The following is a 26,416-nucleotide window of genomic DNA, read 5'->3' on the forward strand; positions in this document are numbered from 1 at the left end:
ATTGCCCCTCTTGCGAGCCCTCATGAACCACAGCATCGACCAAAGCCATCGCGACCCGGACCTGTTCGGTCTGCTCTACGGTTTCAGTTTTCGCCCCGGTGAGCGTGGTCGGGAGATCGACTCGGCCAAGGCGTTGCAATGCCTGCAACAACCGGACGACAGCGATGAATTTCTGTGGCTTCACCTGAACCTCGCGCATGCCGCGTGCGAGCGCTGGATGAAAAGCCATCTGGAATTGCCGGACGAATTTTTCGAGGCGTTGCACGAAGGGTCTCGATCCACGCGCATTGAACATGTGGATTCGGCGTTGCTGGCCGTGGTCAACGATGTGGTGTTCAACCTCAGCAGCATGGTGTCGTCGGATGTGTCGACGCTCTGGGTCTGTGCCCGCAGTCGGCTGATCATCAGCGCCCGCCTGCAACCGCTGCACTCGGTGGACAAGCTGCGGTCGTCGGTGAAGGCCGGCGAGTGCTTCCGTTCACCGCTGGAATTGCTGGTGCATTTGCTGCGCGACCAGGGCGAAGTGCTGACCCAGATCGTGCGCAAGACCAGCCTCAGTGTCGATCAGATCGAAGATGAATTGCTGTCCTCGCGCCTGTCGACCAACCGCGCAGAACTGGGTGCCAATCGCCGGGTGCTGGTGCGCCTGCAACGGTTGCTGGCGCTGGAGCCGGGTTCGTTGTTGCGATTGCTCAACCGGCCGCCGCAATGGTTGCAAAAGGAGGACGTGAAGGAACTGCGCAAGTCCACCGAGGAGTTTGCGCTGATCATCAACGACCTCACGGCGCTGGGTGAGCGGATCAAGCTGTTGCAAGAAGAGATCGCGGCCAACCTGAACGAGCAGAGCAACCGCACGCTGTTCACCCTGACGGTGGTGACGGTGCTGGCGCTGCCGATCAACATCATTGCCGGTTTTTTTGGCATGAACGTGGGTGGGGTGCCATTGTCGGGGGATCCAGAGGGGTTCTGGATTCTGGTGGCGCTGGTCGCGACGTTCACCGTGATTGCGGGGCGTTGGGCGTTTCGTAAGCGCCAGGATTATTGATCTTCAAAACGCCATCAAACCCCTGTGGCGAGGGAGCTTGCTCCCGTTGGGTCGCGCAGCGGCCACGGCATTCTTCCAGCCACACCCTGCCAGCAGGTTTTGCGACTGCTTCGCAGCCGAGCGGGAGCAAGCTCCCTCGCCACAGTCGTGCCCGGCCTCAAACCCGGGGTGAATTCTGATTAACGGGAATGCAAAAACCCCAAACCCTGATCCAAGGCAGTCTCTCTGTAACATTTGGCAACGATCATGACGGACACTCCTTCCTTCTTCAGGATTGTCCGTCATGGCTACGCCGTCCTACACCGCCAAAACCCAGGCTCCCGCCCGTAGCGCCAGGCCCCAATTCGATAAAAAACCCAGCCTGTTCACCCTCGTGGTGTTTTTCGGGGTGCTGGCCAGCGGGCTGTTATTCACCGCTTACAGCCTGATGCACGACATGAACGAACTCGGCACGGTGGTCACCACCTGGACACCGTTTCTGCTGTTGGGCGTGGCGCTGTTGATCGCACTGGGTTTTGAATTCGTCAACGGTTTCCACGACACCGCCAACGCCGTGGCCACGGTGATTTATACCAACTCGATGCCGCCGAACTTTGCGGTGGCCTGGTCCGGGTTCTTCAACTTCCTCGGGGTGCTGCTGTCGAGTGGCGCAGTGGCGTTCGGCATCATCGCCCTGCTGCCGGTTGAGTTGATTCTGCAAGTCGGTTCCTCCGCTGGTTTCGCGATGATCTTCGCCTTGTTGATCGCGGCGATCCTGTGGAACCTCGGCACCTGGTGGCTGGGCTTGCCGGCCTCGTCGTCGCACACCTTGATCGGTTCGATCATCGGCGTCGGCGTGGCCAACGCCCTGATGCACGGCCATGACGGCACCAGCGGTGTGGACTGGGCGCAGGCCACCAAGATCGGTTACGCGCTGCTGTTGTCGCCGCTGGTCGGTTTCGGTTTTGCCGCGTTGTTGCTGCTGGCCTTGCGTGCGTTCGTCAAGAATCGCGCGCTGTACAAGGCGCCGGTTGGCAACACGCCACCGCCGTGGTGGATTCGCGGCATGTTGATTGTGACCTGCACCGGCGTCTCGTTCGCCCACGGTTCCAACGACGGGCAGAAAGGCATGGGCCTGATCATGCTGATTCTGGTCGGCACGCTGCCGATGGCCTATGCGCTGAACCGCACCATGCCGGCCGACCAGGCGCTGCAGTTCGCCGCCGTCGCCGAAGTCACCCAGCAAGCGCTGGTGAAAAGCGCGCCGATGCCGGCTCCGGCCGATCCGCGTCCGGTGCTCTCCGAGTACGTGCGCAGCAAGGAAGCCACGCCGCAACTGATCCCGGCCCTCGCCGCCCTCACGGGCAGTATCGGCGCGCAGGTCAAGGGTTACGGCTCGCTGTCCAAAGTACCCGCCGAGGCCGTGGGCAACGTGCGTAACGACATGTACCTGACCAGCGAAACCATTCGCCTGATGGACAAGAACAAAGTCGGCCACTTCGACGCCGACACCACCGGCAAGCTGCAACTGTTCAAGCAACAGATCGACAACTCGACGCGCTTCATTCCGCTGTGGGTGAAGATCGCCGTGGCGATTGCGCTCGGGCTGGGCACCATGGTCGGCTGGAAGCGCATCGTGGTGACGGTCGGCGAAAAGATCGGCAAGACCCACCTGACCTATGCCCAGGGCGCCTCGGCGGAAACCGTGGCCATGCTGACCATCGGTGCGGCGGACATGTTCGGCTTGCCGGTGTCGACCACTCACGTGTTGTCCTCGGGCGTGGCCGGGAGCATGGTCGCCAACGGCGGCGGCTTGCAGATGAAGACCATCCGCAACCTGCTGATGGCCTGGGTGCTGACCCTGCCGGCGGCGATCCTGTTGTCGGGCAGCCTGTACTGGCTGTTCACCAAACTCTTCTAGTCCCAACACATACCCCTTGTAGCAGCTGGCGAAGCCTGCGTTCGGCTGCGCAGCAGTCGTAAAATCGGAACACGCGGTACATCAGACGGAACGCGTGTGCCGGATTCACGACTGCTGCGCAGCCGAACGCAGGCTTCGCCAGCTGCTACAGGGTTTTTTATCGCCTGTAGAAGGCATTTCGTCGCAAATTCAGGCGTTTGCCTTTTTATTGATCCACCACCCGCCGGATTGCACTTCAGTTTGCTAACGTGTGGCCGACTCTTAAGAGACTCGATGCATTCAGGAGTGGAATCGTGAATCTGTACATCAATCAGCTTCAACACAAAGCTGACTTCAAAGAAGCCATCTACGCCGGCGACATCTTCCTGAACACCCAGCTGCGCGCCGCCAAAGAGCTGTGCGCGTTCGCCCAGGAAAGCATCACCGCCGCCTTCGACGGTGAGACCAACCACAAGGCCCTGCACACGCTGATGCCGGTGGAAGAATTCGTGGTACTGGTGACTCGCCTCAAAGGCCAATTCACCAACAGCCAGCGCGCCAAGGACCTGATCCTGTCGTTTATCGACGAGATCGGCGTCGACCCGCACGAATACATTTTCGACGTGCCGCGCATTCGCGTGGTGCCGAACTATGACTACCTGCACGCCGGTGTCAGCTATGCCTACAAACCGCATCGCGACACGTGGTACGGCAGCGTCGATTGCCAGATCAACACCTGGATGCCGGTGCACACCATCAGCCCCGACCAGACCATGATGATCAACGCCGGTTACTTCGACGTGCCGGTGAAGAACACCTCCAGCGAATGGAGCCTCAACGACTGGATCAGCAACCAGCGGCATAAGGCCAAGGACAACCTCAAAGAGGAAGTCCGCGTGCACCCGGTGCCGATGGAAGCGATCAACACCGCGTCGGAAGTGCGCATTGCCGGCAATACCGGTGAAATGCTGATCTTCTCCGGCTCGCACCTGCACGGCACGGTCGCCAACCACACCAACCAGACCCGCTTCAGCGTGGACTTCCGCCTGATGCACCTCGACGACCTCAAGCACAAGCGCGGCGCGATCAACGTCGACAGCGCCTGCCCTGATGTCGGCGCCGGTTTCAAAGACTATTTCCACGCCCACGACTTCTCGAATTTCCAAGGAATCCAGCAATGACCAAGCGTCGCATCACGCCTGCCGAGGCCCAGTACAACGAAACCCGTGCCAACGTTCTGAAACGGGTCGATGCCGAGTACGTGGCCGACGCCCCGTTCGTCTTCGCCAACCGCATCGGCGTGACCGCTGCGCTGTCGCGCATGGAACTGTTCAAGAAAGTCGCTGAAGTACCGGGCGCGATCATCGAGTGCGGCGTGTACAAGGGCAACTCGCTGATGCTGTACATGCACTTGTCGATGATTCTCGAGCCCTACGCGATCAACCGTTCGATCGTGGGCTTCGACACCTTCGAAGGCTTCCAGAGCATCGACAAGAAAGAAGACCCGGCCGACGTCAACGAGACCATGTTCTCCGACACCGACCAGTCGCTGATCCAGGACATGATCGACGCCAACGACCTGCTGCGCCCGGTTAACCGCATCCCGCGTTGCGAACTGGTCAAGGGCGACATCGTCAAGACCGTGCCTGAGTGGGTCAAGACCCGTCCAGACCTGGTCGTGGCCATGCTAATCCTCGACACCGACCTGTACGAATCGACCAAAGTCGCGCTGGAAACCTTCCTGCCGTACATGCCAAAAGGCGCGATCGTGGTCCTGGACGAAGTCGCTTACCGCAACTTCCCGGGCGAAACCAAAGCCCTGCGTGAAGTGCTGGACCTGAACAAGATCGAACTCAAACGCCTGCCGTTTGATAGCTGCGTAGGCTATTTCCACGTCTGACACATAACCCGCCCCTGTAGGAGCCGGCTTGCTGGCGATTCAGACAACACGGTGAACCAGACACACCGCGTTGCCTGAATCGCCAGCAAGCCGGCTCCTACACGGAACGCGTTAAGTTGTGGACTGGATGACGTTCGCCAGCCAGTCCATGAACGCCCTCACCCGCAGCGGCAAATGCCGTTGCCGGGCGTAGAGCAACGAGACCTCCATCGACGGTGCGCTGAACTGCGGCAACACCGCCATCAGATCACCGCTATCCAAATGCGACTGCATGCCCTTGACCGGTGCCTGAATCAGACCAAATCCCCCCAGGCACGCCGCTTCATAGGCGTCAGTGCTGTTCACCGTGACGCTGCCCGCCATCGGCAATCGATGCAACATGCCGTCCACCTCGTACAAAAAACCCTCCGAGCGCGAACCCAGTACGCCGACGTAATGGACCAGTCGATGGTGTGCCAGATCCTCAAGACTTTCCGGCACGCCAAAGCGCTGCAAGTAGGCGGGACTGGCGCAATTGACCATCGCAAAATCACACACGTGACGCGCAACTACCGATTGATCCGGCTGCACACCGACCCTGACGACGCAATCAAAGCCTTCCCTCTGCAAATCAACCCGGCGATCAGTGGTGCTGACTTCCAGTTCCAGGTTGGGGTGCAGCGCCATGAATTCCGGCAAGCGCGGCAGCACCATCTGACGGCCCAAAAAGTTCGGCATGTCAAAGCGAATCCGCCCGGTGAGCGACGCCGCATCCTGACGAAACAGCCCTTCAATTTCATCCATGTGCGACAACAAATCCCTGCTGCGCTCGTACAGCACCAGGCCGTCCTGCGTTGCCTGAACCCGGCGCGTAGTGCGTTGCAACAAGCGCGTCCCCAACAACGCTTCCAACGCCTGAACGTGCTCCGAAACGGTCGACCGGGGCACGCCCAGACTTTCGCCCGCCAAGGTAAAACTCGACATCTCGCTGACACGAACGAAGGTGCGCAGCAGTTCCAGCTTGTTCATGGGCGGCCCCTCTATTGTTCGGTTTAACCGACCAGTGATTCCAGTTTCAGTCTGTTTATCACCATACGCCGGATAAATAAACTTCCTCCACACCGTCACTCCCCCCCCTTGAGGAAGTCCCATGAACACTAAAATCGCACTGATCACTGGCGCCAGCCGCGGCCTCGGCAAAAACGCAGCCCTGCATCTGGCTGCCCAAGGCGTCGACATTATCGGCACTTACAACAGCAAGGCCGATGAGGCGCAGGCACTGGTCGCCGACATCGAACGCCTCGGCGCTCGGGCGGTGATGCTGCAACTCGATGTGAGCCAAAGCGAACATTTCGAAGCGTTCGCCACCCAGGTCGCCGACGTGTTGCACAGCCGTTTTGATCGCCAGCACTTCGACTTTTTGCTCAACAATGCCGGCATCGGCCTGACCGCGAACTTCGTCGACACCACCGTCGCCCAGTTCGACTTGCTGATGAACATCCACCTGAAAGGGCCATTTTTCCTCACCCAGAACCTGCTGCCGCTGATGGCGGACGGGGGGCGCATCCTCAACGTGTCCAGCGGTCTGACCCGCTTCAGCCTGCCGGGTTACGGCGCTTACGCGGCGATGAAAGGCGCGATGGAAGTGCTGACCCGCTACCAGGCCAAGGAACTCGGTGCCCGCGGCATTTCCGTGAACACCTTGGCGCCGGGCGCCATCGAGACTGATTTTGGTGGTGGCACGGTGCGTGATAACAGCGACGTGAACAGCTACGTCGCCAGCAATACCGCGTTGGGTCGTGTGGGTCAGCCGGATGACATCGGGGCTGCGATTGCATTGCTGCTGGCACCGGGTAGCCAGTGGATCAACGGCCAGCGCGTTGAAGCGTCGGGCGGGATGTTTTTGTAACTGAAACCTGTGGCGAGGGGGCTTGCCCCCTCGCCACAAAAACAACAGCGATCAACTGACTGCGCGAGGCATCAGGATGCGCTCGCGCACCACGTCATACGCCCAGTGATAAACGTAGGTGTACGGCAGGAAAAACAGCAACACGCCAATATCCAGCAGGAACGCCTGCCACAGGCTGACGTTCAGCCACCAGGCAATCAGCGGCACTCCCATCGCGACCAGCCCGCCTTCGAACAACAGGGCATGGACAACCCGTACCCAGGCGTTGTGCACGATGCCGTAGTGTTTGAGCAATCGGTCGAACAGCCCGTTGAAGACCACGTTCCAACCCAGAGCAAGCGCGGCAATCACAACGGTGACAGCGCCCATTTCAATCATCGGTTTGTCCATGATCCAAGCCAGTAGCGGCGTACAGATCAGGATGGCCAGCACTTCGAAACAGATGGCCTGGAAAATACGTTCAGTAATGGATTTGTTGACGCTCATGATCAGGACTCCCTGAGTGACTGTGGTTGCCATGATCCGGCCTCACGCCGATACTTCATAACCAATAACCATCGATCAAGGCGATAGTTCATGGCTTCTCAGGAAGTGTTGCAAGCGTTTGTCCAGGCGGCGACGCAAGGTTCGTTTTCCGCGGCAGCGCGCAAACTGGGGCGCAGTCAGTCGACCGTCAGTGCAGCGGTCGCGAGCCTTGAAATCGATTTGAACCTGGTCCTGTTCGACCGCAGCAGCCGCAAGCCGAGCCTGACCCCGGCCGGGCACGTGATGCTGCAGCGGGCCGAGGAGATACTGGCCGCCACCAGCCGCCTGGAAATGACTGCAAGCCAACTGTCCCAAGGGGTTGAGCCGAAGCTGACAGTGGCGATTTCCGACACCTATCAGTCCGACCGTTTCGAAGCGGCGCTGAGTGCGTTCGATCAGCGTTATCCGGACCTTGAACTCGAATGCCTGATCGCTGAATGCGATGACCTGGTGGCGCTGGTGCAAAGCGGTCGGGCGCATGTGGCCTTCGCCGAAAAGCAGGACAGTTACCCGCCGGACCTGGTCAGCTCGACCGTGGAGGAGCGGACGGAGATTGCCCTGTTTGTGTCCCGCGAGCATCCGTTGGCGGCGCTGGGCCACGTCGATCAAGACGTGTTGCAACAACATCGGGAGTTGCGTCTGGCGACGATCGTCAATCCGTATGAAAGCCGTGCGAAGGGCCGCGTCTGGTCGGCGCCGAGCTATCTGATGCTGCTGGAAATGGCCCAGGGCGGGTTTGGCTGGGCACCGTTGCCGCGATGGTTGGTGGAGCGGTTTGGCCCCGGGACATTGCAGGAGTTGGACGTTCGGGGCTGGCCGAAACCGGTGTTTGTCGATGCCTTGTGGTCGCGGCTGCATCCGCCGGGGCCGGCGGGGAGTTGGCTGCTCGGCAAGATGCTGGAGTGAAGGTCCTTCGGCCCTTTTCGCGGGCAAGCCACGCTCCCACAGGTTCTGCGCCAACCCTGTGGGAGCGGGCTTGCTCGCGAAGAGGTCCGCACATTCACATCACTTCAACGCCTTGATCCGCGCCTCAATAAACCGCCGCTCCGGCACCTGCTGCGTCAATTCCAGCGCCCGTTCATAGGCCGCCCGCGCCTCTTCACTCCTTCCCAACTGCCGACAAAACTCCGCCCGCGCCGAATGTGCCAGGTGGTAGTCCAGCAAATCACCCCGATCCAGAATCCCGTCCACCAACACCAACCCCGCCAACGGCCCATCCCGCCTGGAGATCGCCGCTGCACGGTTCAACTCAATGACCGGTGAAGGCACCGCCGCCAACAGCACGTCATACAACCCCACAATCTGCTGCCAGTCAGTCTCCCCCGCCGTGGGCGCTTCGGCGTGCACCGCCGCAATCGCGGCTTGCAGGCAATAAGGCCCGAAGGTTCCGGTGGTCAGCGCCGCTTCCACCAGCGCGCAACCCTCGGCAATCATCCCGGCATCCCACAGCGAGCGATCCTGTTCATCCAGCACAATCAACTCACCGCTCGCCGACGTCCGGGCCGGGCGGCGTGATTCATGCAACAACATCAACGCCAGCAGCCCCATCACTTCCGATTCCGGCAGCAACTCCATCAACAACCGCCCGAGCCGGATCGCTTCGCGTGTCAGGTCCTCGCGGGTCAGTTCGGCGCCGACAGAGGCCGAGTAACCTTCGTTGAACACCAGGTAAATCACCCTGAGCACACTGTCGAGACGCTCGGGCAGTTCCGCCAGTGTCGGCACTTGATAAGGGATTTTGGCGTCACGTATTTTCGCTTTGGCGCGCACGATGCGCTGGGCGATGGTTGCCGGTGCCGAGAGAAAGGCGCGGGCGATTTCTTCCGTGGTCAGGTCGCACACTTCGCGCAGGGTCAACGGCACCTGGGCATCCGACGCGAGGGCCGGGTGGCAACAGGTGAAGATCAGGCGCAAGCGATCATCTTCCACGTCTTCATCACTCCAGTCGGCCTGCTCCAGCTCCTCCAGTTGAGCAATCAACATCGGCCGGGACGCGGCAAAACGCGCGCGCCGACGCAACACATCAATGGCCTTGAAGCGCCCGGTGGACACCAGCCAGGTGCGCGGGTTGTCCGGCACTCCGTCACGCTGCCAACGCTCGACCGCGACGAAAAACGCTTCGTGCAGAGCCTCTTCGGCGAGGTCGAAATCGCCGAGCAAGCGGATCAGCGTCGCCAGAATCCGCCGCGAATCCTCGCGATAGACCTGCTCGACCCGAGCCGTGACCGAAGCGTCAGTCATCAGTCCGGCATGCCATCAGTCACCAGCGTCACCAATCGATCGAGGCTTTGTCCCCAGCCATCGTAAAAACCCATGGCCTCATGGGCCTGGCGGTCTTCTTCGGACCAGTGCATGGCCCGGGCGGTGTAGAGGGTTTTTCCGTCCCTGTCTTCGAGGGTCACTTCGGCTGACATGAAGGGTTTGCCCGAAGGAATCCAGCCAGGAATGAACGCGTCGGTGAACACCAGTCGCTCAGGCGCGACAATCTCGAGGAAGACCCCCATGGTCGGATACTCAGTCCCGTCCGGCGCGCGCATCAGGGTGCGAAACTGGCCCCCGAACCACAGGTCCATTTCGCACTCGGGCGTGGTCATGCCATGCGGCCCCCACCACTGAACGAGTAGGGCCGGCTCGGTCCAGGCGCGGAAGAGCTTGCGGCGCGGCGCGTCGATCAGACGACTGATGGACAACTCGAATTCGGCAGGCTGATGCTTATAGGGTTGCGGACTCATGCAGATCTCCTGTCTTGTGATTGTTATTCAGGGATTCAACTGGCGAACGGGACGCACCTCGACGCTGCCGACCCGAGCCGCCGGGATATTGCCGGCGACCTGGATCGCTTCGTTGAGGTCTTTGGCGTCGACCAGGTAGAAGCCGGCCAGTTGCTCCTTGGTTTCGGCGAACGGGCCATCGGTGATCGACAGCTTGCCGTTGCGCATGCGCACGGTGGTCGCGGTCTGCACCGACTCCAGCGCCTCGGCCGCGATCATCCGGCCACTGCCCTGAATCGCCTCGGCGTAGGCCATGCACTCGGCGTCATGGGGGCTGTCGGGCAGCGAGTGCAACGCCTGTTCGTTGCTGTAGACCAGGCATAGATACTTCATGTGGGCTCTCCCGGATCGAACTGATCAACTATGGCTGCTGATTGGCATTTTGGCGCTGCTTCCCGATAAACAGCCCGACGATCAGGGCTCAAGGTTGAACAGCGTCGTGCCGCTGGTCATGTCGAACGGGGCCGACCAGTGTTCGTGGACGATGCGCCATTGCCCGGCATCGCGCCGATAGCAGGCGGTCACACGCATCCAGCAGGCCTGGGTTTCACCTTGTTCGTTGGTGCCGCCGCAATGGGCCAGCCAATGGGCGAAGGCGATGTGCTCGTCCGCGACGATGTTCATGTGGTCGAAGTCGAACGTGTGCGCGCCCTGGCACATTTCCATGCACTCCTCCCAATGCGCGCGGTAAGCCGCCTTGCCCCGGAATTGCAGAGCTTTGACCGCGTCGTAGGAGACGATGTCGTCGGCATACAACGGCATGAGTTTCTCGACATTTTTGGCGATGACCGCCTCACGATAGGTGTCGATCAGGGCCTGGATTTCGTGGGTAGCATTCATGGTGGTTCTCCGTGTTTTTTGTTGTGAAGACACCCTTAGTCGTCTGGCGCACCGCCAGATCGACAGTCGAAATAAAAATAATCCATGAACGCAAACTCGTTAGAATCCGACACACATTTACGTTGGAAAAAGGACACTCCAGTGACAACCCGACTCGTGCCTTACGAAAGCCTGAACGCGCGCCAGCGCCAGCAGGTCGAGGCCATCGAAGTGCATAAAGAACAGATTAAGTTCTCCGGCGACATCCACGGTGCGTTGCACACCTTGCTGTCCAAACCCGGCCCCGGCGTCAAGGGATTTGCGCTGCTGGCCAAGGAGGTTCCCGTGGCCTTCCTGCTGCTCAAACGCCCGCCCGTGTTGCCAGACTGGGCCGACGAACACAGTGCGACCCTGCATGCGTTGCAGGTCGATCACCGCGCTCAGGGCAAAGGTTATGGGAAAGCCTGCCTGCAAGCCCTGCCCGACGCGGCTCGGCAGGCGTTTCCGGAGATCAAGGCACTGGAATTGTCGGTAGATGCAGACAACGAGGCCGCCATCGCGCTCTATGCAAAATTCGGCTGGGTCGACAGCGGCGAGGCGTACAAGGGCCGGATCGGTTATGAACGGCGCATGAGTCTGATTTTCTGAGGTGGTTATGCTCGACAGTATCGAAGCACTGGAAGCGATCTACGGCCAACCCCACGACCGCGCCGTGCGCAAGCAGATTGCCTTTCTGAATGAGGACTATCAGGCGATGGTCCGCGCCTCGCCGCTGGTCATCATCAGCTCGGTCGGCCCCGACGGCCTGGATGGTTCGCCCCGGGGTGATTCGCCGGGGTTTGTGCGGATCATCGACCCGAAGACCCTGGCGATCCCGGATCGTCCGGGCAACAACCGCATCGACACGCTGCGCAATGTGGTGCTCGATTCGCGGGTGTCGCTGCTGTTCATCATTCCCGGGATCGGCGAGACGTTGCGGGTCAACGGCACGGCGCACATCAGTGCGGAACCGGCGTTGCTGGAGAGCTTCGCGGTGAACGGCAAACCGGCGCGCACGGTGATGCTGGTGACGGTGGACGCGGCGTACTTCCATTGCTCGAAAGCGATGGTGCGGTCGGACTTGTGGAACCCCGAGAAGCATCTGGATCGCTCGGCACTGCCGACCGCGGGAGCGTTTCACAAGCGGTTGAACGATGGGCAGTTCGATGCCGAAACGTATGACCGGGAAGCGCCGGCGCGGGTGCGGGACAGTCTTTACTGACACGACACAAATCAATGTGGGAGCGGGCTTGCTCGCGAAGGCGGAGTGTCAGACGACATCATTCGTGACTGACACTCCGTCTTCGCGAGCAAGCCCGCTCCCACATTGGATCTTCGGTGCTGGGTAGAGGTTGGTTACAACTCCAACACCATCTCATGCCACGCCATGCCGCCGTGGTCCGAAGCTGACGGCTTGATGTAGGCAAAGCCGAATCCGGCATACAGCGCAATATGCCGCTCCTTGCACATCAGGTGGATGCTGGCCTTGCCCATCGCGCGCATGCGTTCGATGAATTCGCCCATCAAACGCTTCGCCAGCCCCTGCCCCTGATAATCCGGGTGCACCACCACTGACATGATCACGATGTGCGGCCCGGCCGGGTCGTGGCCGATCAGCTCCTTGAACGCTTCGTCTGACATTTCCACTTCAAACGCCGCACCGGCGTTGATGAAACCGGCTACAACGCCGTCCACTTCGGCGACGATAAAACCGTCGGGCCAGGTGGCGATGCGTGTGGCAATTTTTTCCCGGGTGGCTGCTTCGTCACCTTCGTAGGCAACGGTTTCGATGGCGTAGCAGCGGTCCAGATCAGCAGGCAGGACGTTTCGGATAACAGGGTTCGACGAGTTCATTGTGGATCGCAGCGACCTTGGGGCGAGTGAGATGACAGGATAACGCTCGCCGATTCTAGCAATACTTGCTTCCTTTCGAACGCTCCCTATCCACCTCTCGTATGAAGTGCATAGGGTTCAAGGACGGCTCCGTAAAGCTTTCATATAAGTGCTACCCAATGCTCCGGGTTCGTACTATTTATCTGTGCCTCGACGATTGACGACGCCCGGCCAAGGCAGGTTGAGCGCTCCTCGTCCCACCCACAGGACTTTGATCATGAGCACGACTCAAATCGGCCTTCTCGTGTTATTCAGCATTTCCTCGTTCGGCTTCATCACGCTGTACATCGATTTCCTGCACGAGCGCCGGATCAAGAAAGACAAGTGAGCGACCCACGGCCAGGCGCTGCAACCTGCGCCTGCCGTGCCTTACAGCCCCACCAGGCGATAACCTACCTGCAATTCGGTGATGAAATGCTGCGGCTGCGCCGCATCGGCCTCCAGTTTTTGCCGCAAGTGCGCCATGTGCACCCGCAGGTAGTGCGCACGATCGACGTAATCCAGCCCCCACACTTCCAGCAATAGCTGGCGATGAGTCATGACCCGGCCTTGCCCGCGAATCAGCGCGCACAGCAAGCGATACTCGATGGGTGTCAGATGCACCGATTGGTCCTCGCGCCGGACCTCGTGCGTGGCCAGGTCCACGTCGATCATGCCGAACGTCACCTTGCTGGTGACGGCGGCGGTCCCGTTTTGCACATGCCGACGCAACTGGGCGCGGATACGCGCCAGCAGCTCGGGCACGCCGAAGGGTTTGACCAGATAATCGTCGGCGCCCGCATCCAGCGCCGCCACTTTTTCCTCTTCACGATCACGGGCCGACAGCACCAGAATCGGCACAGTCATCCAACCTCGCAACTCACTGATCAATTGTTTGCCGTCACCGTCGGGCAAGCCCAGATCGACAATCACCAGATCCGGTTGACGGCTGGCGGCGTGGATCAGGGCGCGTTTGACGTTGTCGGCCTCGAACACCTGAAAACCTTCGTCCTGCAGCGCGATACCGATGAAGCGGCGGATATTGGCCTCGTCCTCGACAATGAGGATGCGTGCACTGGTCATAGCGATTCCATGGAAGGCGGGTGACCCGCCGGTAGTGTGATGACAAAGCGAATGCCCGAGGTGGCCTGGGGTTGCGCCTCGATCGTTGCGCCATGGGCCTGGACAATCCGTTTGACCAACGCCAGCCCAAGGCCGATGCCGGCCACGGCCGACTCCTGCTGACCCCGGGTGAACGGCTCGAACAAACTCTGAGGCGTGCTGCCCTGAGGACAACCGGGACCGTCGTCGATCACCTCCAGCACAATGCTGTCCTGCTCTTGCCGGGCCGTAACCTGCACCAGCGTTCCGGCCGGGGTGTACTTGGCAGCGTTGTCCAGCAGGTTGACCAGCACGCGTTCGATCAACAGCGCATCGACTTCCACCAACGGCAACAGCGGCGACAGCGCGGTGCGCACCACATGCCGCGCCAACGGCTCGCGCAGTTGACGCAAGGCGCTGCCGACGATTTCCTCCAGCGAGTGCCATTGTCGGTTCAGGCGCACACCGCGCTCCTGCATCCGGGCCATGTCCAACAGGTTTTCGATCAACCGCTGCATGGCGCTGGCCTGATCGCGGATACCGTCCAGCAACGGTGTCAGCGGTCCGGGCGGCGCATGGGGCGCCGCTGCATCGGCCGCACCGATAATGGTGGTCAGCGGCGTGCGCAGGTCATGAGAGATCGCGGCCAGCAGCGTATTGCGCATGCGCTCACCCTCCATCTGTACCAACGTGCTTTGCGCCACTTCGACGAAATGCACCCTTTCCAGCGCGATTGCCAGTTGGCTCATGCAGGCCTCGAGCAAACGCTGCTCTTCAGGCTCGTTCAACCGTTCCGGTTCAGCCAGCTCCAGCACCAACACCCCGCGCACGCGCATCGGGGCCTTCAACGGCAAATAGCGGCCTTGCGCGGCCGCCAGCGTATGGGTGCCCTGTCCAGCGGGTTGCCCATGGTCGTAAACCCATTGGGCAATGCTTTCATCAATCGGGAATGCACCCGCGCCACGAACACGGACACTGTCTGCGGCGTCCGGCAGTGTCAGCCCGACCCGCGCTTCAAATACGCCGCTGAAGGTGATTAGCGCCACCTCCGTGATCTGCTCCACCGTCAGCGCCGCCGACAAGTCGCGAGCCAGCCTCGCCAGCGAAGTCGCACGCCGCTCACGTCCGGCCGCCGTTCGAGCCTCATGGCGCAAGCGTGCCGTGAGCTGGCCGGTGATCAACGCAATCCCCAGCATCAGGGCGAAGGTAAAAAAGTACTGGGTGTCGTTGACCGTAAACGACCAGCGTGGCTGGACGAAGAAGAAATCAAAACACAGCACCGCCAGCATCGCCGCCCAGACACCCGGCCCTCGCCCATAGCGCAAGGCGACCAGCACCACCGTGAGCAAAAACAGCATGACCACGTTGGCCAGATCGAACACCTGTAACAGCAAGGCTGCCACTGCCGTGGCGGCGAAACAGGCCAGGCTGGCCCACAGATATGCCGGCGCCCTGCTGGGCGGCAGCGCGGCATCAGTATTGACCGCCACCGCAACCACGACGGGCAGCGAACCATGAGCGATGACAATCTGATCGATCTCGGGATGCCGACGGCTGATGCGGTCACTGACCGACTGGTGCCAGAACTGCCAGACCTTGCGCGGGTAGTGCCCCAGCACCAGGCGGTTGGCGTTGTGCTCACGGGCAAACGCCACCAAGGCCTCGGCGACGTCCATGCCCGACAAGGTGGCGGTGTCGGCGCCGAATTCGGCGGCCAGCGCCAGGGTCTTCATGGCGGCGGCATAACGGCTCGCCCCCGCTCCACGCCGCTGCGCCGAAGGCACATGGACGACAATCCAGTCCGCCTCGAGCTTTTGTGCCAAGCGCGCTGCTTCCCGCACCAGTCGCTCATCCGAAGGGTAGCCTGCCACGCCCACCAGTAAACGCTCGCGCGCGGGCCAAAGGGTGTTGATGGACCGCTCGCGGCGATAGTCGCGCATCTGTGCATCGACACGATCGGCGGTGCGCCGCAGCGCCAGCTCGCGCAAGGCCAGCAAGTTGCCCTTGCGAAAGAAATGCCGGGACGCGCGCTCAGCCTGAGGTGGCAGGTAGACCTTGCCTTCCTTGAGCCGGCGCAGCAGGTCATCGGGTGGCAGGTCGATCACCACCACTTCATGGGCAGCGTCGAACAGATGATCGGGCACGGTCTCACGCACCCGGGTGCCGATGATCCCGCTGACAATATCGTTGAGACTTTCCAGGTGCTGGACGTTCAGGGTGGTCCAGATGTCGATGCCGGCGCGCAGCAGTTCTTCGACATCCTGCCAGCGCTTGGGGTGACGTGAACCGGGCACATTGCTGTGGGCCAATTCATCCACCAGCAGCACCTCCGGACGCCGCGCCAGCGCGGCATCCAGATCGAACTCGCTGAGGGCACGCTCGCGATGCATCACGTTGTAGCGCGGCAGCAGTTCCAGACCGTTGAGCAGTTCAGCGGTTTCCCGGCGGCCATGGGTTTCTATCACGCCAGCCACCAGGTCACGGCCCTGGGCCACTTCGCGCTGGGCCGCGGTGAGCATGGCGCAGGTTTTCCCTACCCCGGCATTGGAACCGAAATAGATGCGCAGTTTCCCGCGCAGGGCAGCCTGTTCGTCTTGTTGAAGCTTCTCCAGCAGCGCGTCGGGATCAGGACGGCCGTCACGTGAAGCGGTGGACGTATCAGTTTCGAGCATGGCAATCCTTTTGAACGGTCCGGCGCCACAGAGGGCGCCGGACCGTCAGTCCTTTCAAACCAAGCCAAGCCCGGCCAACAGCATGTCGATCACCTTGATCCCCGCGAACGGCACCAGCACGCCACCCAGGCCATAGATCAGCAGGTTGCGATTGAGCAACGCCGCCGCGCCGATGGCTCGGTAGGTCACGCCCTTGAGCGCCAGCGGGATCAGAAACACGATGATCAGGGCATTGAATATCACCGCGCTGAGAATCGCCGAATTCGGGCTGCTCAGGTGCATCACGTTCAGGGCGCCCAGTTGCGGATAGGTCGCGACGAATGCGGCCGGTACGATAGCAAAATACTTGGCCACATCGTTGGCTACGCTGAAGGTGGTCAACGCGCCGCGCGTCATGAGCATCTGTTTGCCGACTTCAACCACCTCGATCAACTTGGTCGGGTTGCTGTCCAGATCGACCATGTTGCCCGCTTCCTTGGCGGCCTGAGTCCCACTGTTCATGGCCACCGCCACGTCCGCCTGGGCCAGTGCCGGCGCATCATTGGTGCCGTCGCCGGTCATCGCCACGAGCTTGCCCTGGGCCTGGTAGTCGCGGATCAGTTGCAGTTTGTCTTCCGGCCGGGCCTCGGCAAGAAAGTCGTCAACTCCGGCTTCCACGGCAATCGCTGCCGCCGTCAGGCGGTTGTCGCCGGTGATCATGACCGTCTTGATGCCCATGCGCCGCAGCTCGGCAAAACGCTCCTTGATGCCACCCTTGACGATGTCCTTGAGCTCGACCACACCCAATGCCTTTTCACCATCGCACACGACCAGTGGCGTACTGCCCCGGCGCGAGACTTCATCGACCTTAATCTGCAATCCCGGCGGAAAGCTGCCGCCCAGCGCCTCGACGTGCTGGCGAATGGCATCTGCTGCGCCCTTGCGGATGCGCCGGCCACCGGCCAGATCGACGCCGCTCATGCGGGTTTGCGCGGTGAAATGCACGAAGCTCGCCCCCAGGGCATTGAGGTCCCGCGCCCGCAGGTCGAACTTCTGCTTGGCGAGCACCACAATGCTGCGTCCTTCCGGTGTTTCGTCGGCCAGCGAGGCCAATTGCGCAGCGTCCGCCAGTTCCGATTCCTTGACCCCGGGTGCCGGCAGGAAACCGCTGGCCTGGCGATTACCCAAGGTAATGGTGCCGGTCTTGTCCAGCAGCAAGACATCCACGTCACCCGCCGCTTCCACGGCTCGCCCAGAAGTGGCAATGACGTTGGCCGACATCATCCGGCTCATGCCCGCCACACCGATCGCCGACAACAGACCGCCAATGGTCGTAGGAATCAGGCAGACCAGCAGCGCCACCAGAACCGTTGCGCTGACCACGTCGCCGCCGCTCATGCCCACCGCAAACATCGAGTACGGGCCCAGGGTCACGATCACCAGCAGAAACAGAAACGTCAGGCCCACCAACAAAATGGTCAGTGCCACTTCGTTGGGGGTTTTCTGGCGTTTCGCGGATTCGACCATGGAAATCATGCGATCCAGAAACGACTCGCCGGGATTGACGCTGATACGCACCACCAGCCAGTCCGAAAGCACTTTGGTGCCGCCGGTGACCGATGAAAAGTCGCCGCCCGCCTCACGAATCACCGGTGCCGATTCGCCAGTAATCGCGCTTTCATCCACCGACGCCACGCCTTCGATCACCACCCCATCGAGGGGCACCAGATCGCCCGCCTCGATCAACACCACATTGTCCTTCAGCAGTTCGCCGGAGGGCATCGGCATCCAGGCGGAGCCATGCCGGGGTTGTTTCAAAAGCTTGGCCAGGGTCTGGCGCTTCATCCCACGCAGGCTGGCTGCTTGCGCCCGGCTGCGGCCCTCGGCCAGGGCTTCGGCAAAGTTGGCGAACAGCACGGTGAACCACAGCCACAACGTGATGCTGAGAATGAAACCACTGGGGGCTTCTCCCTTGCCGACCAGTGATTGAACCCACAACAGCGTGGTGAGAATACTGCCCAGGTACACCACAAACATCACCGGGTTCTTCCACTGCGCCTGGGGCAGCAACTTCTTGAACGCATCCAGGCACGCCGTGAGCAACAACCCACGGTCAAACAAAGGCAAACGAGCTTGCTTACTCATGGTTGTTTCTCTTACTCACTGGCCGCAAGGGGTGGCTGATGCGCAGGTTTCAAAGCATCCAGCGCGAGGTTGAGTTGCAGCACATTGACCCGAGGTTCGCCGAGCAGGCCGAAGGTGCGTTGCTCGGTGTGGGTATTCACCCGTTTCAACAGCTCGGCTTCGGGCAGGTGGCGCAGGCGTGCGACGCGCGCCGCCTGAATCTGTGCGTTGGCCACCGAAATGTGCGGGTCCAGGCCTGAAGCCGACGAGGTGACGGCATCCACCGGCACCTGTGCATCGGCTGCCAGGCCATTCTGTTGGCGGTAGGCTTCGACGCGCAGGGCCACGGTGTCGATCAACTTCTGGCTGGTAGGGCCAAGGTTGCTGGCGCCACTGGAACCGGCGTTGTACGGCTGCGCCACGCTCTTGCTCGGGTCCAGTGGATCGGCGCCAAGCGTCATGCTTGCGCGCCCCTGGAAATACTCGGGCCGGGTGAAATGCTGGCCGATCACCGCCGAACCGATCACCAGACCGTCCCGTTCAACCAGACTTCCCTGGGCTTGAAACGGGAACAGCACATTGGCCACCAGGGTGGTGAACAACGGATAGGCAAGACCGGTCAGCAGCATGAAGAACGCCGCCGACATCAGCACCGGACGCAACAGGCCGACAAACAGAAACTGCACTTTGGTTTGTGGTTGAATTTGAGTCATCACAGCCCCCTCACTTGTAGGTCTGGCCGGTCAGCAACTGCAGTTGCTCAACCAGCGGGCCGAGCGCGAGCGCCGGCAGGAAAGTCAGGCCGCCCACCACCAGCACCACGAACACCACGAGGAACATGAACAGCGGTGTGGCGGTCGGGATGGTGCCGGCACCGGCCGGGATGTTCTTTTTCATCGCCAGAGAACCCGCGACCGCGAGCATCGGCAGCATGGTGAAGAAGCGTCCGAGCAACATGGCAAGACCGATGGTGGTGTTGAAGAACGGCGTATTGGCATTCAATCCGGCGAACGCCGAACCGTTGTTGGCAGTCCCCGAGGTGTAGGCATACAACACCTCACTGAAGCCATGGGGCCCCTGGTTGTTGAGACTGTTCAGGGTGTCCGGCCAGAGTGCCGCCAGGGCGGTGAAGCCGAGAATGCAGATCGGGTGCGCCAGTACCGAGAGCATGACCAGCTTGATCTCCCGAGCCTCGATCTTCTTGCCGAGGAATTCGGGGCTGCGCCCGATCATCATGCCCACCAGAAACACTGTCAGCAGGGCGTACTGGATCAGGTTGATAAAGCCCACGCCGTCGCCGCCGAACACGCAGTTGAGCATCATCTGCGCCAGCGGTACGAAACCGCCCATGGGCGTCAGCGAGTCATGCATGGCATTCACCGAGCCGGTGGTGGCACCGGTGGTGGTGGTCACGAACAGGCTGGTGTCGGCAATCCCGAAACGCAGTTCCTTGCCTTCCATGTTGCCGCCACTCTGGGTGGCCGACAGCACCTGGTCCGCGCCCACTCGGGTCAGCAGCGGGTTACCACTTTGTTCAGCGGTGTAAACGATGCTCAGAAAACCGACGAACATCACCAGGAACGTGCCGAAGAATACCCAGCCCTGACGCCGACGCATCAGCATGCTGCCGAAGGTGTATGTCAACGCTGACGGGATCAGCAACATGCTGAGGATGTGCAGCATGTTTGTCAGCGGGGTCGGGTTTTCGAAAGGATGCGCGGCGTTCATGCTGAAGAAGCCACCGCCGTTGGTGCCGATGTGCTTGATGGATTCAAAGCTCGCCACCGCGCCGACGATCAACTGCTGCTGCGCGCCTTCCAGGGTAGTGGCCAGGGCCTGGGAGCTCAGGGTTTGGGGCATGCCTTGCCAGACATACACCAGCGCCATGGCGAAACACAGCGGCAACATCACCCGGTACAGCGTGCGGGTGAAGTCCACCCAGTAGTTGCCGATATCAGCGGAATTCGACCGACTGAGGCCGCGAATGAAACCCGCCGCCGCCACAACGCCCGCTGTTGCGCCGACGAACATCAGGAAGGTAATGACCGCCATCTGGCTGAAGTTGGACAGGCTGGTTTCACCTGAATACGCCTGCCAGTTGGTGTTGGTGATAAACGACGCCGCGGTGTTGAACGCCAGATCCGGTGTTTGTGCGCTCAGCCCCAAGGGGTTGAGTGGCATGAAACCTTGCAGGCGCAACACGATGTAACCCAGCAACATCATTGCCGCGTTCGACAGCAACAGGGCCGAGCCGTAACGCGCCCAGCCCATGGTTTCGGTCGAATCGATCCCCAGCAAACGATACGTGGCGCGCTCGGCCAAGGCATGCTTTTGCCCGGTGAAAACCCGCGTCAGCCACTTCCCCATCAAGACGGCGAGCCCGGTCATCAACCCGAGAATCACCGCAAATTCCAGCATAGTGCTCAACATGTCGATGCTCCGTTCAAATCTTGCCCATGGCGACGATGACCATGGCTGTCGCAGCAAAAAACACCACGCTAACCCCCATGAAAATCAGGTCGTACATTGCCGGTTTCCTTTCTCAAGACCGCCCTGACGGGCGAATAAAAACGCCTGTGCCGCAATGACTGCGGCCATCAGAACTTTTCAGCACGAATAAGGGCGTAACCCAGGTAGGCGAACAACAGGGCGGCACACAGGCCGCTGGCGACGTAGATGAACTCGAGTGTTAACAAGACAGCTCCCCCTGACTAAACGAAGGCACCCGCAATCGGGTCCCGGTAGCGCGCGCCAGAGCATAAAACGCACTGGATACGCGCTCTTATCTGCGCCGTGCAGGTTAGGTGAGGGGGTATCAAGGACGGACACTGATTGGGGGCAGCGGTATTAAGACGGCGTATAGATCGAGCGGAACGGAGGTTGTGCGGGGGTGATGCGAGGTGTCAGCGAACGCTACGAACGGGCACTGTGAAGTGCCCGTCCGGGGCTCGGTTCATTACGGTTTGAGCGGTAGCCAGATTTCCAGCACGCCGGTGTTGAGCTTCGGGTTGAAGTCTTCGCTGTAGCGTTCGAACTCCGGAGCGTCCGCCGCTTGATGGCCAGACTGAGGCAGCCAGGTTTTCCAGATGTACTGGAAGGTCTCGGGTAAATGGTCCAGCGAGCCTTTGTGCTCGAACACCGCGTAATGCTGGGGTTGAACTTCGACCCAGCGATACTTATCGGGTAGGTCGTCGAGTTTGCTGATTTCGACGCCTGCAATGTATTCGAAACCACCTTTGCCATCCGGATTGCAGCAGATTCCGTAGGTCACTTCGCTTTTCTGACCGGGAATCTGGCCAATCTCGGGGATGAGTTTCTCCCAGAGATCGGGAATACCTTTAGTGGTTTGCTGGGTAAATCGTCCGCCAAGCCCGGCAATGAGCAAGAAGTGCCCGTTTTCGAAGCGTGGCTCGGCCGGTTTTACGCCTGTTTGCTCATCCATGACTCAACTCCTGAGACGAAAAAAGTGGGTTCGGCTGGGAGTATAGAAGCCAAACCCGATTCGCCCAATTACAGGGCGCGCAACGGCTCGACGGCGCCCGCACCAACAAACTCGTTATAGCCCGATAGAATCACGTACACCGCGAAATAGCAGAAGATCGCCGCCGATGCCATGTAGGAGTAACGCAGCAGTTTGTCGCCCAGCAACTTGCCGCCGTGGCTAGCGGCGAAGCACAACGCGACGCACCAGAGCACCCCGGCGCACAGAAACCCGCCGAGAAACAGCGTCGAGCTGACGGCATCACCGCCACCGGAGCGCGCGATCAACGTGCCGCCCACGGCCGCAAACCAGAGAATGGCGCTGGGTGACGACATGGCGAGGAAGATCCCGCGGAAAAACTCTTTGCGGTGAGAGTTCTGCCCCACCTCGGCGGACTGCGCCAGCACCGCTTCATGGTGGATCGCCGAATAAATCATCTTCGCCGCGAAGTACACCAGCAACGCTGAACCGCCGATCCACAGCACCCAACGCACGGTTTCGTATTGCAGCAAAACGGTCATGCCCGCCAACGCCAGCACCGCGTAGATCAGGTCGCCGACGCAGGTCCCCAACCCAAGCGCAAAGCCTTGAAAATACCCGCGTTGCATCGCCAGGGTGATCATCGCGATATTGGCCACGCCGATATCCAGGCACAGCGAAAGGCTCAGCAGAAAGCCGCTGGTAAATTCCATCAACCGGTTTCCTTCGGACAAATTTGTTTACAGAGTCGCTGGACAGTGTGCCACAACAGCCCTTACATTCCGCCACAGGCCACCGCAGTGGCCAGCGTCGCTCGGACGGTTCCGGGCGCTCACGTTACCGAGGCAACAATGGCCAACCCAGGTTCGCCGCGCCGCTTTGCGCGCATAGATCGACTCCCCCCTTACGTATTCAATATCACTGCCGAGCTGAAGATGGCCGCCCGTCGTCGTGGCGAAGACATCATCGACTTCAGCATGGGCAACCCTGACGGCCCGACTCCGCCGCACATCGTCGAAAAACTGGTCACCGTCGCCCAGCGCGAAGACACCCACGGCTACTCGACATCCAAGGGTATTCCGCGTCTGCGCCGGGCCATTTCCAATTGGTACAAGGATCGCTACGCGGTCGACATCGACCCGGAAACCGAAGCCATTGTCACCATCGGCTCCAAGGAAGGCCTGGCGCATCTGATGCTGGCCACCCTCGACCAGGGCGACACCGTGCTGGTGCCAAACCCGAGCTATCCGATTCACATCTACGGCGCGGTGATTGCCGGCGCCCAGGTGCGTTCGGTGCCGCTGATCCCTGGTGTGGACTTCTTCGCCGAACTGGAAAGCGCGATTCGCGGCTCGATCCCGAAACCGAAGATGATGATCCTCGGCTTCCCGTCGAACCCCACCGCCCAATGCGTGGAACTGGATTTCTTCGAGCGGGTGATCGCCCTCGCCAAGCAGTACGACGTTTTGGTGGTGCACGACCTGGCCTACGCCGACATCGTCTACGACGGCTGGAAAGCCCCGTCGATCATGCAGGTGCCGGGCGCCAAGGACATCGCGGTGGAATTTTTCACCCTGTCCAAGAGCTACAACATGGCGGGCTGGCGCATCGGTTTCATGGTCGGCAATGCCGAACTGGTCAACGCCCTCGCGCGGATCAAGAGTTACCACGACTACGGCACGTTCACCCCGCTGCAAGTCGCAGCGATTGCAGCGTTGGAAGGCGATCAGCAGTGCGTCAAAGACATTGCCGAGCAATATCGGCAGCGTCGCAACGTGCTGGTCAAAGGCCTGCATGAACTGGGTTGGATGGTCGAGAACCCGAAAGCGTCGATGTACGTCTGGGCGAAGATTCCCGAGGCGTATGCGCATTTGGGCTCGCTGGAGTTCGCCAAGAAGCTGCTGGCCGAGGCCAAGGTTTGCGTCTCGCCGGGTGTTGGATTTGGTGAGTATGGGGATGATCATGTGCGCTTTGCGCTGATCGAAAACCAGGACCGGATTCGTCAGGCGGTGCGCGGGATTCGCGGGATGTTCCGGGCGGATGGGTTAGTCACCAAAACCAACGCCTGATACCGAACCTGTAGGAGCCGGCTTGCTGGCGATGGCATCGACTCGGTTAGAAGTTAAACCGAGTCGTCTGCATCGCCAGCAAGCCGGCTCCTACAAAAGCGTTGCGGTGTTGCTTAAACGAACATCGACAGCAGCAGGATAAAGCCCAGCGCAACGATGGACAGGATGGTTTCCATCGCGGTCCAGGTCTTGAAGGTTTCAGCCACGGTCATGTTGAAGTACTGCTTCACCAGCCAGAAACCCGCGTCGTTGACGTGAGACAGGATCAACGAACCGGCACCGGTGGCCAGCACCAGCAGCTCACGGTTCACACCCGGAATCATCCCCACCACCGGCACCACGATGCCCGCGCCCGTAATGGTCGCCACGGTTGCAGAACCGGTGGCCACGCGAATCACCGCCGCCACCAGCCAGGCCAGCAGGATCGGCGAAATCTGCGCGTTCACTGCCATGTGGCCGATCACGTCACCCACACCGCTGGTCACCAGCATCTGCTTGAAGCCACCACCGGCACCGATGATCAGAATGATCGCGGCGGTCGGCGCAAGGCTGGCGTCGAGCAACTTCAGAATCTTGTTCGATCCCATGCCCTGACGGTGGCCGAAGGTGTACAGCGACAGCAGCAAGGCCAGCAACAGCGCCGAGATCGGGTGACCGACCAGGTCCATGAAGGAGCGTGCGAAATTGCCTTCCGGCAGCACCACGTCGGCAAAGGTCTTGAGCAACATCAGGAACACCGGCAGCAGCACGGTGATCAGGGTGATGCTGAAGCTCGGCAGCTCGGCGGAATCCGGCTCGCGAGCCAGTTGATCCACCAGTTCCTGGTTTGGATGGCCGGGGATGTATTTGGCGATGAAAGTGCCGTAGATCGGGCCGGCAATAATAGCGGTCGGCAGCGCAACGATCAGGCCATAGAGAATGGTTTTACCGATGTCGGCACCGAACACGCCAATGGCCAGCAACGGACCCGGGTGCGGCGGAACCAGGCCGTGCACAGCGGAAAGGCCGGCCAGCAGCGGGATGCCGATCTTGATGATCGACACGCCGGTACGCCGGGCGACGATGAACACCAGCGGGATCAGCAGCACGAAACCGATTTCGAAGAACAGCGGAATGCCGACCAGGAACGCGGCGAACATCATCGCCCACTGCACCTTGTCCTTGCCGAACGCCCGAATCAGCGTCTGGGCAATCTGATCCGCCCCGCCCGACTCGGCCATCATTTTGCCGAGCATCGTGCCCAGCGCCAGGATGATCCCGACGAAACCGAGCACCCCACCGAAGCCGTCCTGGAACGCCTTGATGATGGTGCCGATCGGCATGCCGGAGGTCAGCCCGAGGAAGGCTGCGGCGATGATCAGGGCAATGAAGGGGTGGAACTTGAACTTGGTGATCAGGACGATAAGCCCGATCACCGTGACCACTGCATCGAGCAGCAGGAACGTCTCGTGGGACATGCCAAACATTAGGGGTGTCTCCTGGTTGTTGTTGTTATTAAAGCGGGTAATTCGCAAGCCATAAGGACAGCGCTATCTCTTCCGGCAAAACTCATACGGCCTGTTTCAGGCCATGGGCCTGCCACCAGACATGCGCTTGCTTCGCCAATTGCTCGACGCTGTGATTCGAAGCGTCCAGCGCCAGGGTCAAAGGCTCGCCTACAGGCGATTCAAGCGTGGCGAACTGGCTGTCGATCAACGTCGAAGGCATGAAGTGGCCCGGCCGATGGGAGACACGATCAGCGGCAACTTCAGGGGTCAGCTCAAGGAACACGAAGCCCAGGCCCGGCAAGGCGCTGCGCAGACGTTCGCGGTAACTGTGTTTGAGGGCCGAGCAGGTCAGCACCGGGCGCTGGCCTTGAGCGTCGACGCGGCGCAACTCATCGCACAGGCTGTCGAGCCAGCCGGCACGGTCTTCGTCGTTCAGGGGGATACCCGCGCTCATCTTTTCGATATTGGCGGCAGGGTGGAAAGTGTCGCCTTCAATGGCGGTCGCGCCGCTGAGTTGGCACAAGGCCTCGCTGACGCAAGTCTTGCCGCAACCGGCAACGCCCATGATGACCAGGGCGGTGATGGAATGATTCATGTAACACCTCAGCGCGCAGACAGCGCTACCTTTGCCAGATATGACACTGGATCAAAAGCAGAAGTTGCCGACGCCTTCTTGTCATTTTTGTGGGTTGCAGCATGTTCGTTCCCAATGCCAAAAAGCGGGGATCAGGCAAACCCCGCTCACGCATTTGCAGCTGCATCGAGACAGCGCTACCTTAGTGCCTC

The 26,416-nt window shown here is 60.7% G+C and carries 26 protein-coding genes; 9 read left to right on the forward strand and 17 right to left on the reverse strand.

All coding sequences use genetic code 11. The features are described 5' to 3' along the window. Positions 1–22: 22 nt before the first annotated feature. The 4 genes from ACA075_RS22900 (at position 23) to ACA075_RS22915 (ending at position 4,824) form a co-directional block, all read left to right on the forward strand. Complete coding sequence (locus ACA075_RS22900) at positions 23–1,045, forward strand: transporter (RefSeq protein ID WP_219095432.1); 1,023 nt, start codon at positions 23–25, stop codon at positions 1,043–1,045. A 283-nt stretch (positions 1,046–1,328) separates the two neighbouring features. Next, positions 1,329–2,945, forward strand: a complete 1,617-nt coding sequence (locus ACA075_RS22905) for an inorganic phosphate transporter (RefSeq protein WP_497295517.1) — start codon at positions 1,329–1,331, stop codon at positions 2,943–2,945. Between the two features lie 293 nt (positions 2,946–3,238). After that, complete coding sequence (locus ACA075_RS22910) at positions 3,239–4,105, forward strand: 2OG-Fe(II) oxygenase family protein (protein WP_219095434.1); 867 nt, start codon at positions 3,239–3,241, stop codon at positions 4,103–4,105. Continuing rightward, positions 4,102–4,824 (forward strand): TylF/MycF/NovP-related O-methyltransferase, encoded by a 723-nt coding sequence (locus tag ACA075_RS22915; RefSeq protein ID WP_046031989.1) that lies wholly within the window; start codon positions 4,102–4,104, stop codon positions 4,822–4,824. Before ACA075_RS22910 ends, ACA075_RS22915 begins: the two co-directional genes overlap by 4 nt. Before the next feature lie 111 nt (positions 4,825–4,935). Here ACA075_RS22915 and ACA075_RS22920 read toward each other — a convergent pair whose 3' ends face one another. Then, entirely contained in the window at positions 4,936–5,832 is an 897-nt protein-coding gene (locus ACA075_RS22920) for a LysR family transcriptional regulator (protein ID WP_497295519.1), read from the reverse strand. A gap of 121 nt (positions 5,833–5,953) precedes the next feature. Between ACA075_RS22920 and ACA075_RS22925 the strand changes: the two genes are divergently transcribed. Next, positions 5,954–6,712 (forward strand): SDR family NAD(P)-dependent oxidoreductase, encoded by a 759-nt coding sequence (locus tag ACA075_RS22925; RefSeq protein ID WP_094471074.1) that lies wholly within the window; start codon positions 5,954–5,956, stop codon positions 6,710–6,712. 51 nt (positions 6,713–6,763) lie between these two features. On the opposite strand, the gene ACA075_RS22930 is transcribed toward ACA075_RS22925, so the two are convergent. Beyond that, positions 6,764–7,198, reverse strand: coding sequence for a multidrug/biocide efflux PACE transporter (locus tag ACA075_RS22930; RefSeq protein WP_497295521.1), 435 nt, complete (start codon positions 7,196–7,198; stop codon positions 6,764–6,766). Between the two features lie 90 nt (positions 7,199–7,288). Here ACA075_RS22930 and ACA075_RS22935 point away from each other — a divergent pair, with 90 nt between their 5' ends. Beyond that, a complete protein-coding gene (locus ACA075_RS22935) occupies positions 7,289–8,143 on the forward strand; it encodes a LysR family transcriptional regulator (protein WP_497295523.1) in 855 nt (284 codons plus the stop codon). A 99-nt stretch (positions 8,144–8,242) separates the two neighbouring features. On the opposite strand, the gene ACA075_RS22940 is transcribed toward ACA075_RS22935, so the two are convergent. From ACA075_RS22940 to ACA075_RS22955, 4 genes are all read right to left on the reverse strand, one after another. Beyond that, complete coding sequence (locus ACA075_RS22940; protein WP_497295525.1) at positions 8,243–9,478, reverse strand: RNA polymerase sigma factor; 1,236 nt, start codon at positions 9,476–9,478, stop codon at positions 8,243–8,245. Beyond that, complete coding sequence (locus ACA075_RS22945) at positions 9,478–9,969, reverse strand: SRPBCC family protein (RefSeq protein ID WP_497295526.1); 492 nt, start codon at positions 9,967–9,969, stop codon at positions 9,478–9,480. The genes ACA075_RS22940 and ACA075_RS22945 overlap by 1 nt, the downstream gene beginning before the upstream one ends. A 27-nt stretch (positions 9,970–9,996) precedes the next feature. Beyond that, complete coding sequence (locus ACA075_RS22950; RefSeq protein ID WP_497295528.1) at positions 9,997–10,341, reverse strand: YciI family protein; 345 nt, start codon at positions 10,339–10,341, stop codon at positions 9,997–9,999. A gap of 81 nt (positions 10,342–10,422) precedes the next feature. After that, complete coding sequence (locus ACA075_RS22955; RefSeq protein ID WP_497295530.1) at positions 10,423–10,848, reverse strand: YybH family protein; 426 nt, start codon at positions 10,846–10,848, stop codon at positions 10,423–10,425. A gap of 141 nt (positions 10,849–10,989) precedes the next feature. Here ACA075_RS22955 and ACA075_RS22960 point away from each other — a divergent pair, with 141 nt between their 5' ends. After that, positions 10,990–11,475 (forward strand): GNAT family N-acetyltransferase, encoded by a 486-nt coding sequence (locus tag ACA075_RS22960; RefSeq protein WP_497295532.1) that lies wholly within the window; start codon positions 10,990–10,992, stop codon positions 11,473–11,475. A 7-nt stretch (positions 11,476–11,482) separates the two neighbouring features. After that, on the forward strand, positions 11,483–12,088 hold the full coding sequence (locus ACA075_RS22965; protein WP_497295534.1) for a pyridoxamine 5'-phosphate oxidase family protein: 606 nt from the start codon (positions 11,483–11,485) through the stop codon (positions 12,086–12,088). Between the two features lie 134 nt (positions 12,089–12,222). Here the strand turns inward: ACA075_RS22965 and ACA075_RS22970 are convergent, their stop codons facing one another. From ACA075_RS22970 to ACA075_RS23010, 9 genes are all read right to left on the reverse strand, one after another. Beyond that, positions 12,223–12,720 carry a GNAT family N-acetyltransferase gene (locus ACA075_RS22970; RefSeq protein ID WP_497295536.1) on the reverse strand — a complete coding sequence of 166 codons (498 nt, stop codon included), beginning with the start codon at positions 12,718–12,720 and terminating at the stop codon, positions 12,223–12,225. A 408-nt stretch (positions 12,721–13,128) separates the two neighbouring features. Next, positions 13,129–13,821: a response regulator gene (locus tag ACA075_RS22975; protein ID WP_497295538.1), complete on the reverse strand. Its 693-nt coding sequence runs from the start codon at positions 13,819–13,821 to the stop codon at positions 13,129–13,131. Further along, entirely contained in the window at positions 13,818–16,511 is a 2,694-nt protein-coding gene (locus tag ACA075_RS22980) for a DUF4118 domain-containing protein (protein WP_497295540.1), read from the reverse strand. The genes ACA075_RS22975 and ACA075_RS22980 overlap by 4 nt, the downstream gene beginning before the upstream one ends. 54 nt (positions 16,512–16,565) lie before the next feature. Continuing rightward, positions 16,566–18,635: a potassium-transporting ATPase subunit KdpB gene (kdpB, locus tag ACA075_RS22985; RefSeq protein ID WP_497295542.1), complete on the reverse strand. Its 2,070-nt coding sequence runs from the start codon at positions 18,633–18,635 to the stop codon at positions 16,566–16,568. An 11-nt stretch (positions 18,636–18,646) separates the two neighbouring features. Continuing rightward, entirely contained in the window at positions 18,647–19,327 is a 681-nt protein-coding gene (gene kdpC / locus ACA075_RS22990; RefSeq protein WP_497295544.1) for a K(+)-transporting ATPase subunit C, read from the reverse strand. 10 nt (positions 19,328–19,337) lie between these two features. After that, a complete protein-coding gene (gene kdpA, locus ACA075_RS22995) occupies positions 19,338–21,044 on the reverse strand; it encodes a potassium-transporting ATPase subunit KdpA (protein WP_497295546.1) in 1,707 nt (568 codons plus the stop codon). A 167-nt stretch (positions 21,045–21,211) separates the two neighbouring features. After that, positions 21,212–21,310: a K(+)-transporting ATPase subunit F gene (gene kdpF / locus ACA075_RS23000; protein ID WP_219095442.1), complete on the reverse strand. Its 99-nt coding sequence runs from the start codon at positions 21,308–21,310 to the stop codon at positions 21,212–21,214. A 260-nt stretch (positions 21,311–21,570) separates the two neighbouring features. Beyond that, the gene (locus ACA075_RS23005) at positions 21,571–22,056 is read right to left on the reverse strand and encodes a GyrI-like domain-containing protein (RefSeq protein WP_497295548.1); all 486 of its coding nucleotides are present in this window, start codon (positions 22,054–22,056) and stop codon (positions 21,571–21,573) included. Between the two features lie 68 nt (positions 22,057–22,124). Further along, a complete protein-coding gene (locus ACA075_RS23010) occupies positions 22,125–22,787 on the reverse strand; it encodes a LysE family translocator (RefSeq protein ID WP_497295550.1) in 663 nt (220 codons plus the stop codon). 138 nt (positions 22,788–22,925) lie between these two features. On the opposite strand from ACA075_RS23010, the gene alaC reads away from it, so the two are divergent. Then, positions 22,926–24,143 (forward strand): alanine transaminase, encoded by a 1,218-nt coding sequence (gene alaC / locus ACA075_RS23015; RefSeq protein WP_497295552.1) that lies wholly within the window; start codon positions 22,926–22,928, stop codon positions 24,141–24,143. Between the two features lie 113 nt (positions 24,144–24,256). On the opposite strand, the gene ACA075_RS23020 is transcribed toward alaC, so the two are convergent. Beyond that, the gene (locus tag ACA075_RS23020) at positions 24,257–25,609 is read right to left on the reverse strand and encodes a GntP family permease (protein ID WP_219095445.1); all 1,353 of its coding nucleotides are present in this window, start codon (positions 25,607–25,609) and stop codon (positions 24,257–24,259) included. An 82-nt stretch (positions 25,610–25,691) separates the two neighbouring features. Further along, positions 25,692–26,225: a gluconokinase gene (locus tag ACA075_RS23025; protein WP_010457327.1), complete on the reverse strand. Its 534-nt coding sequence runs from the start codon at positions 26,223–26,225 to the stop codon at positions 25,692–25,694. Positions 26,226–26,416 lie beyond the last annotated feature (191 nt).

Source organism: Pseudomonas sp. LBUM1663 (assembly GCF_059695905.1).

Coding starts and splice junctions, on each gene's coding strand:
- ACA075_RS22900 (WP_219095432.1), top strand. CDS start 23: ATGAACCACAGCATCGACCAAAGCCATCGCGACCCGGACCTGTTCGGT.
- ACA075_RS22905 (WP_497295517.1), top strand. CDS start 1,329: ATGGCTACGCCGTCCTACACCGCCAAAACCCAGGCTCCCGCCCGTAGC.
- ACA075_RS22915 (WP_046031989.1), top strand. CDS start 4,102: ATGACCAAGCGTCGCATCACGCCTGCCGAGGCCCAGTACAACGAAACC.
- ACA075_RS22920 (WP_497295519.1), bottom strand. CDS start 5,832: ATGAACAAGCTGGAACTGCTGCGCACCTTCGTTCGTGTCAGCGAGATG.
- ACA075_RS22925 (WP_094471074.1), top strand. CDS start 5,954: ATGAACACTAAAATCGCACTGATCACTGGCGCCAGCCGCGGCCTCGGC.
- ACA075_RS22930 (WP_497295521.1), bottom strand. CDS start 7,198: ATGAGCGTCAACAAATCCATTACTGAACGTATTTTCCAGGCCATCTGT.
- ACA075_RS22935 (WP_497295523.1), top strand. CDS start 7,289: ATGGCTTCTCAGGAAGTGTTGCAAGCGTTTGTCCAGGCGGCGACGCAA.
- ACA075_RS22940 (WP_497295525.1), bottom strand. CDS start 9,478: ATGACTGACGCTTCGGTCACGGCTCGGGTCGAGCAGGTCTATCGCGAG.
- ACA075_RS22945 (WP_497295526.1), bottom strand. CDS start 9,969: ATGAGTCCGCAACCCTATAAGCATCAGCCTGCCGAATTCGAGTTGTCC.
- ACA075_RS22950 (WP_497295528.1), bottom strand. CDS start 10,341: ATGAAGTATCTATGCCTGGTCTACAGCAACGAACAGGCGTTGCACTCG.
- ACA075_RS22955 (WP_497295530.1), bottom strand. CDS start 10,848: ATGAATGCTACCCACGAAATCCAGGCCCTGATCGACACCTATCGTGAG.
- ACA075_RS22965 (WP_497295534.1), top strand. CDS start 11,483: ATGCTCGACAGTATCGAAGCACTGGAAGCGATCTACGGCCAACCCCAC.
- ACA075_RS22970 (WP_497295536.1), bottom strand. CDS start 12,720: ATGAACTCGTCGAACCCTGTTATCCGAAACGTCCTGCCTGCTGATCTG.
- ACA075_RS22975 (WP_497295538.1), bottom strand. CDS start 13,821: ATGACCAGTGCACGCATCCTCATTGTCGAGGACGAGGCCAATATCCGC.
- ACA075_RS22980 (WP_497295540.1), bottom strand. CDS start 16,511: ATGCTCGAAACTGATACGTCCACCGCTTCACGTGACGGCCGTCCTGAT.
- kdpB (WP_497295542.1), bottom strand. CDS start 18,635: ATGAGTAAGCAAGCTCGTTTGCCTTTGTTTGACCGTGGGTTGTTGCTC.
- kdpC (WP_497295544.1), bottom strand. CDS start 19,327: ATGACTCAAATTCAACCACAAACCAAAGTGCAGTTTCTGTTTGTCGGC.
- kdpA (WP_497295546.1), bottom strand. CDS start 21,044: ATGTTGAGCACTATGCTGGAATTTGCGGTGATTCTCGGGTTGATGACC.
- ACA075_RS23005 (WP_497295548.1), bottom strand. CDS start 22,056: ATGGATGAGCAAACAGGCGTAAAACCGGCCGAGCCACGCTTCGAAAAC.
- ACA075_RS23010 (WP_497295550.1), bottom strand. CDS start 22,787: ATGGAATTTACCAGCGGCTTTCTGCTGAGCCTTTCGCTGTGCCTGGAT.
- alaC (WP_497295552.1), top strand. CDS start 22,926: ATGGCCAACCCAGGTTCGCCGCGCCGCTTTGCGCGCATAGATCGACTC.
- ACA075_RS23020 (WP_219095445.1), bottom strand. CDS start 25,609: ATGTTTGGCATGTCCCACGAGACGTTCCTGCTGCTCGATGCAGTGGTC.
- ACA075_RS23025 (WP_010457327.1), bottom strand. CDS start 26,225: ATGAATCATTCCATCACCGCCCTGGTCATCATGGGCGTTGCCGGTTGC.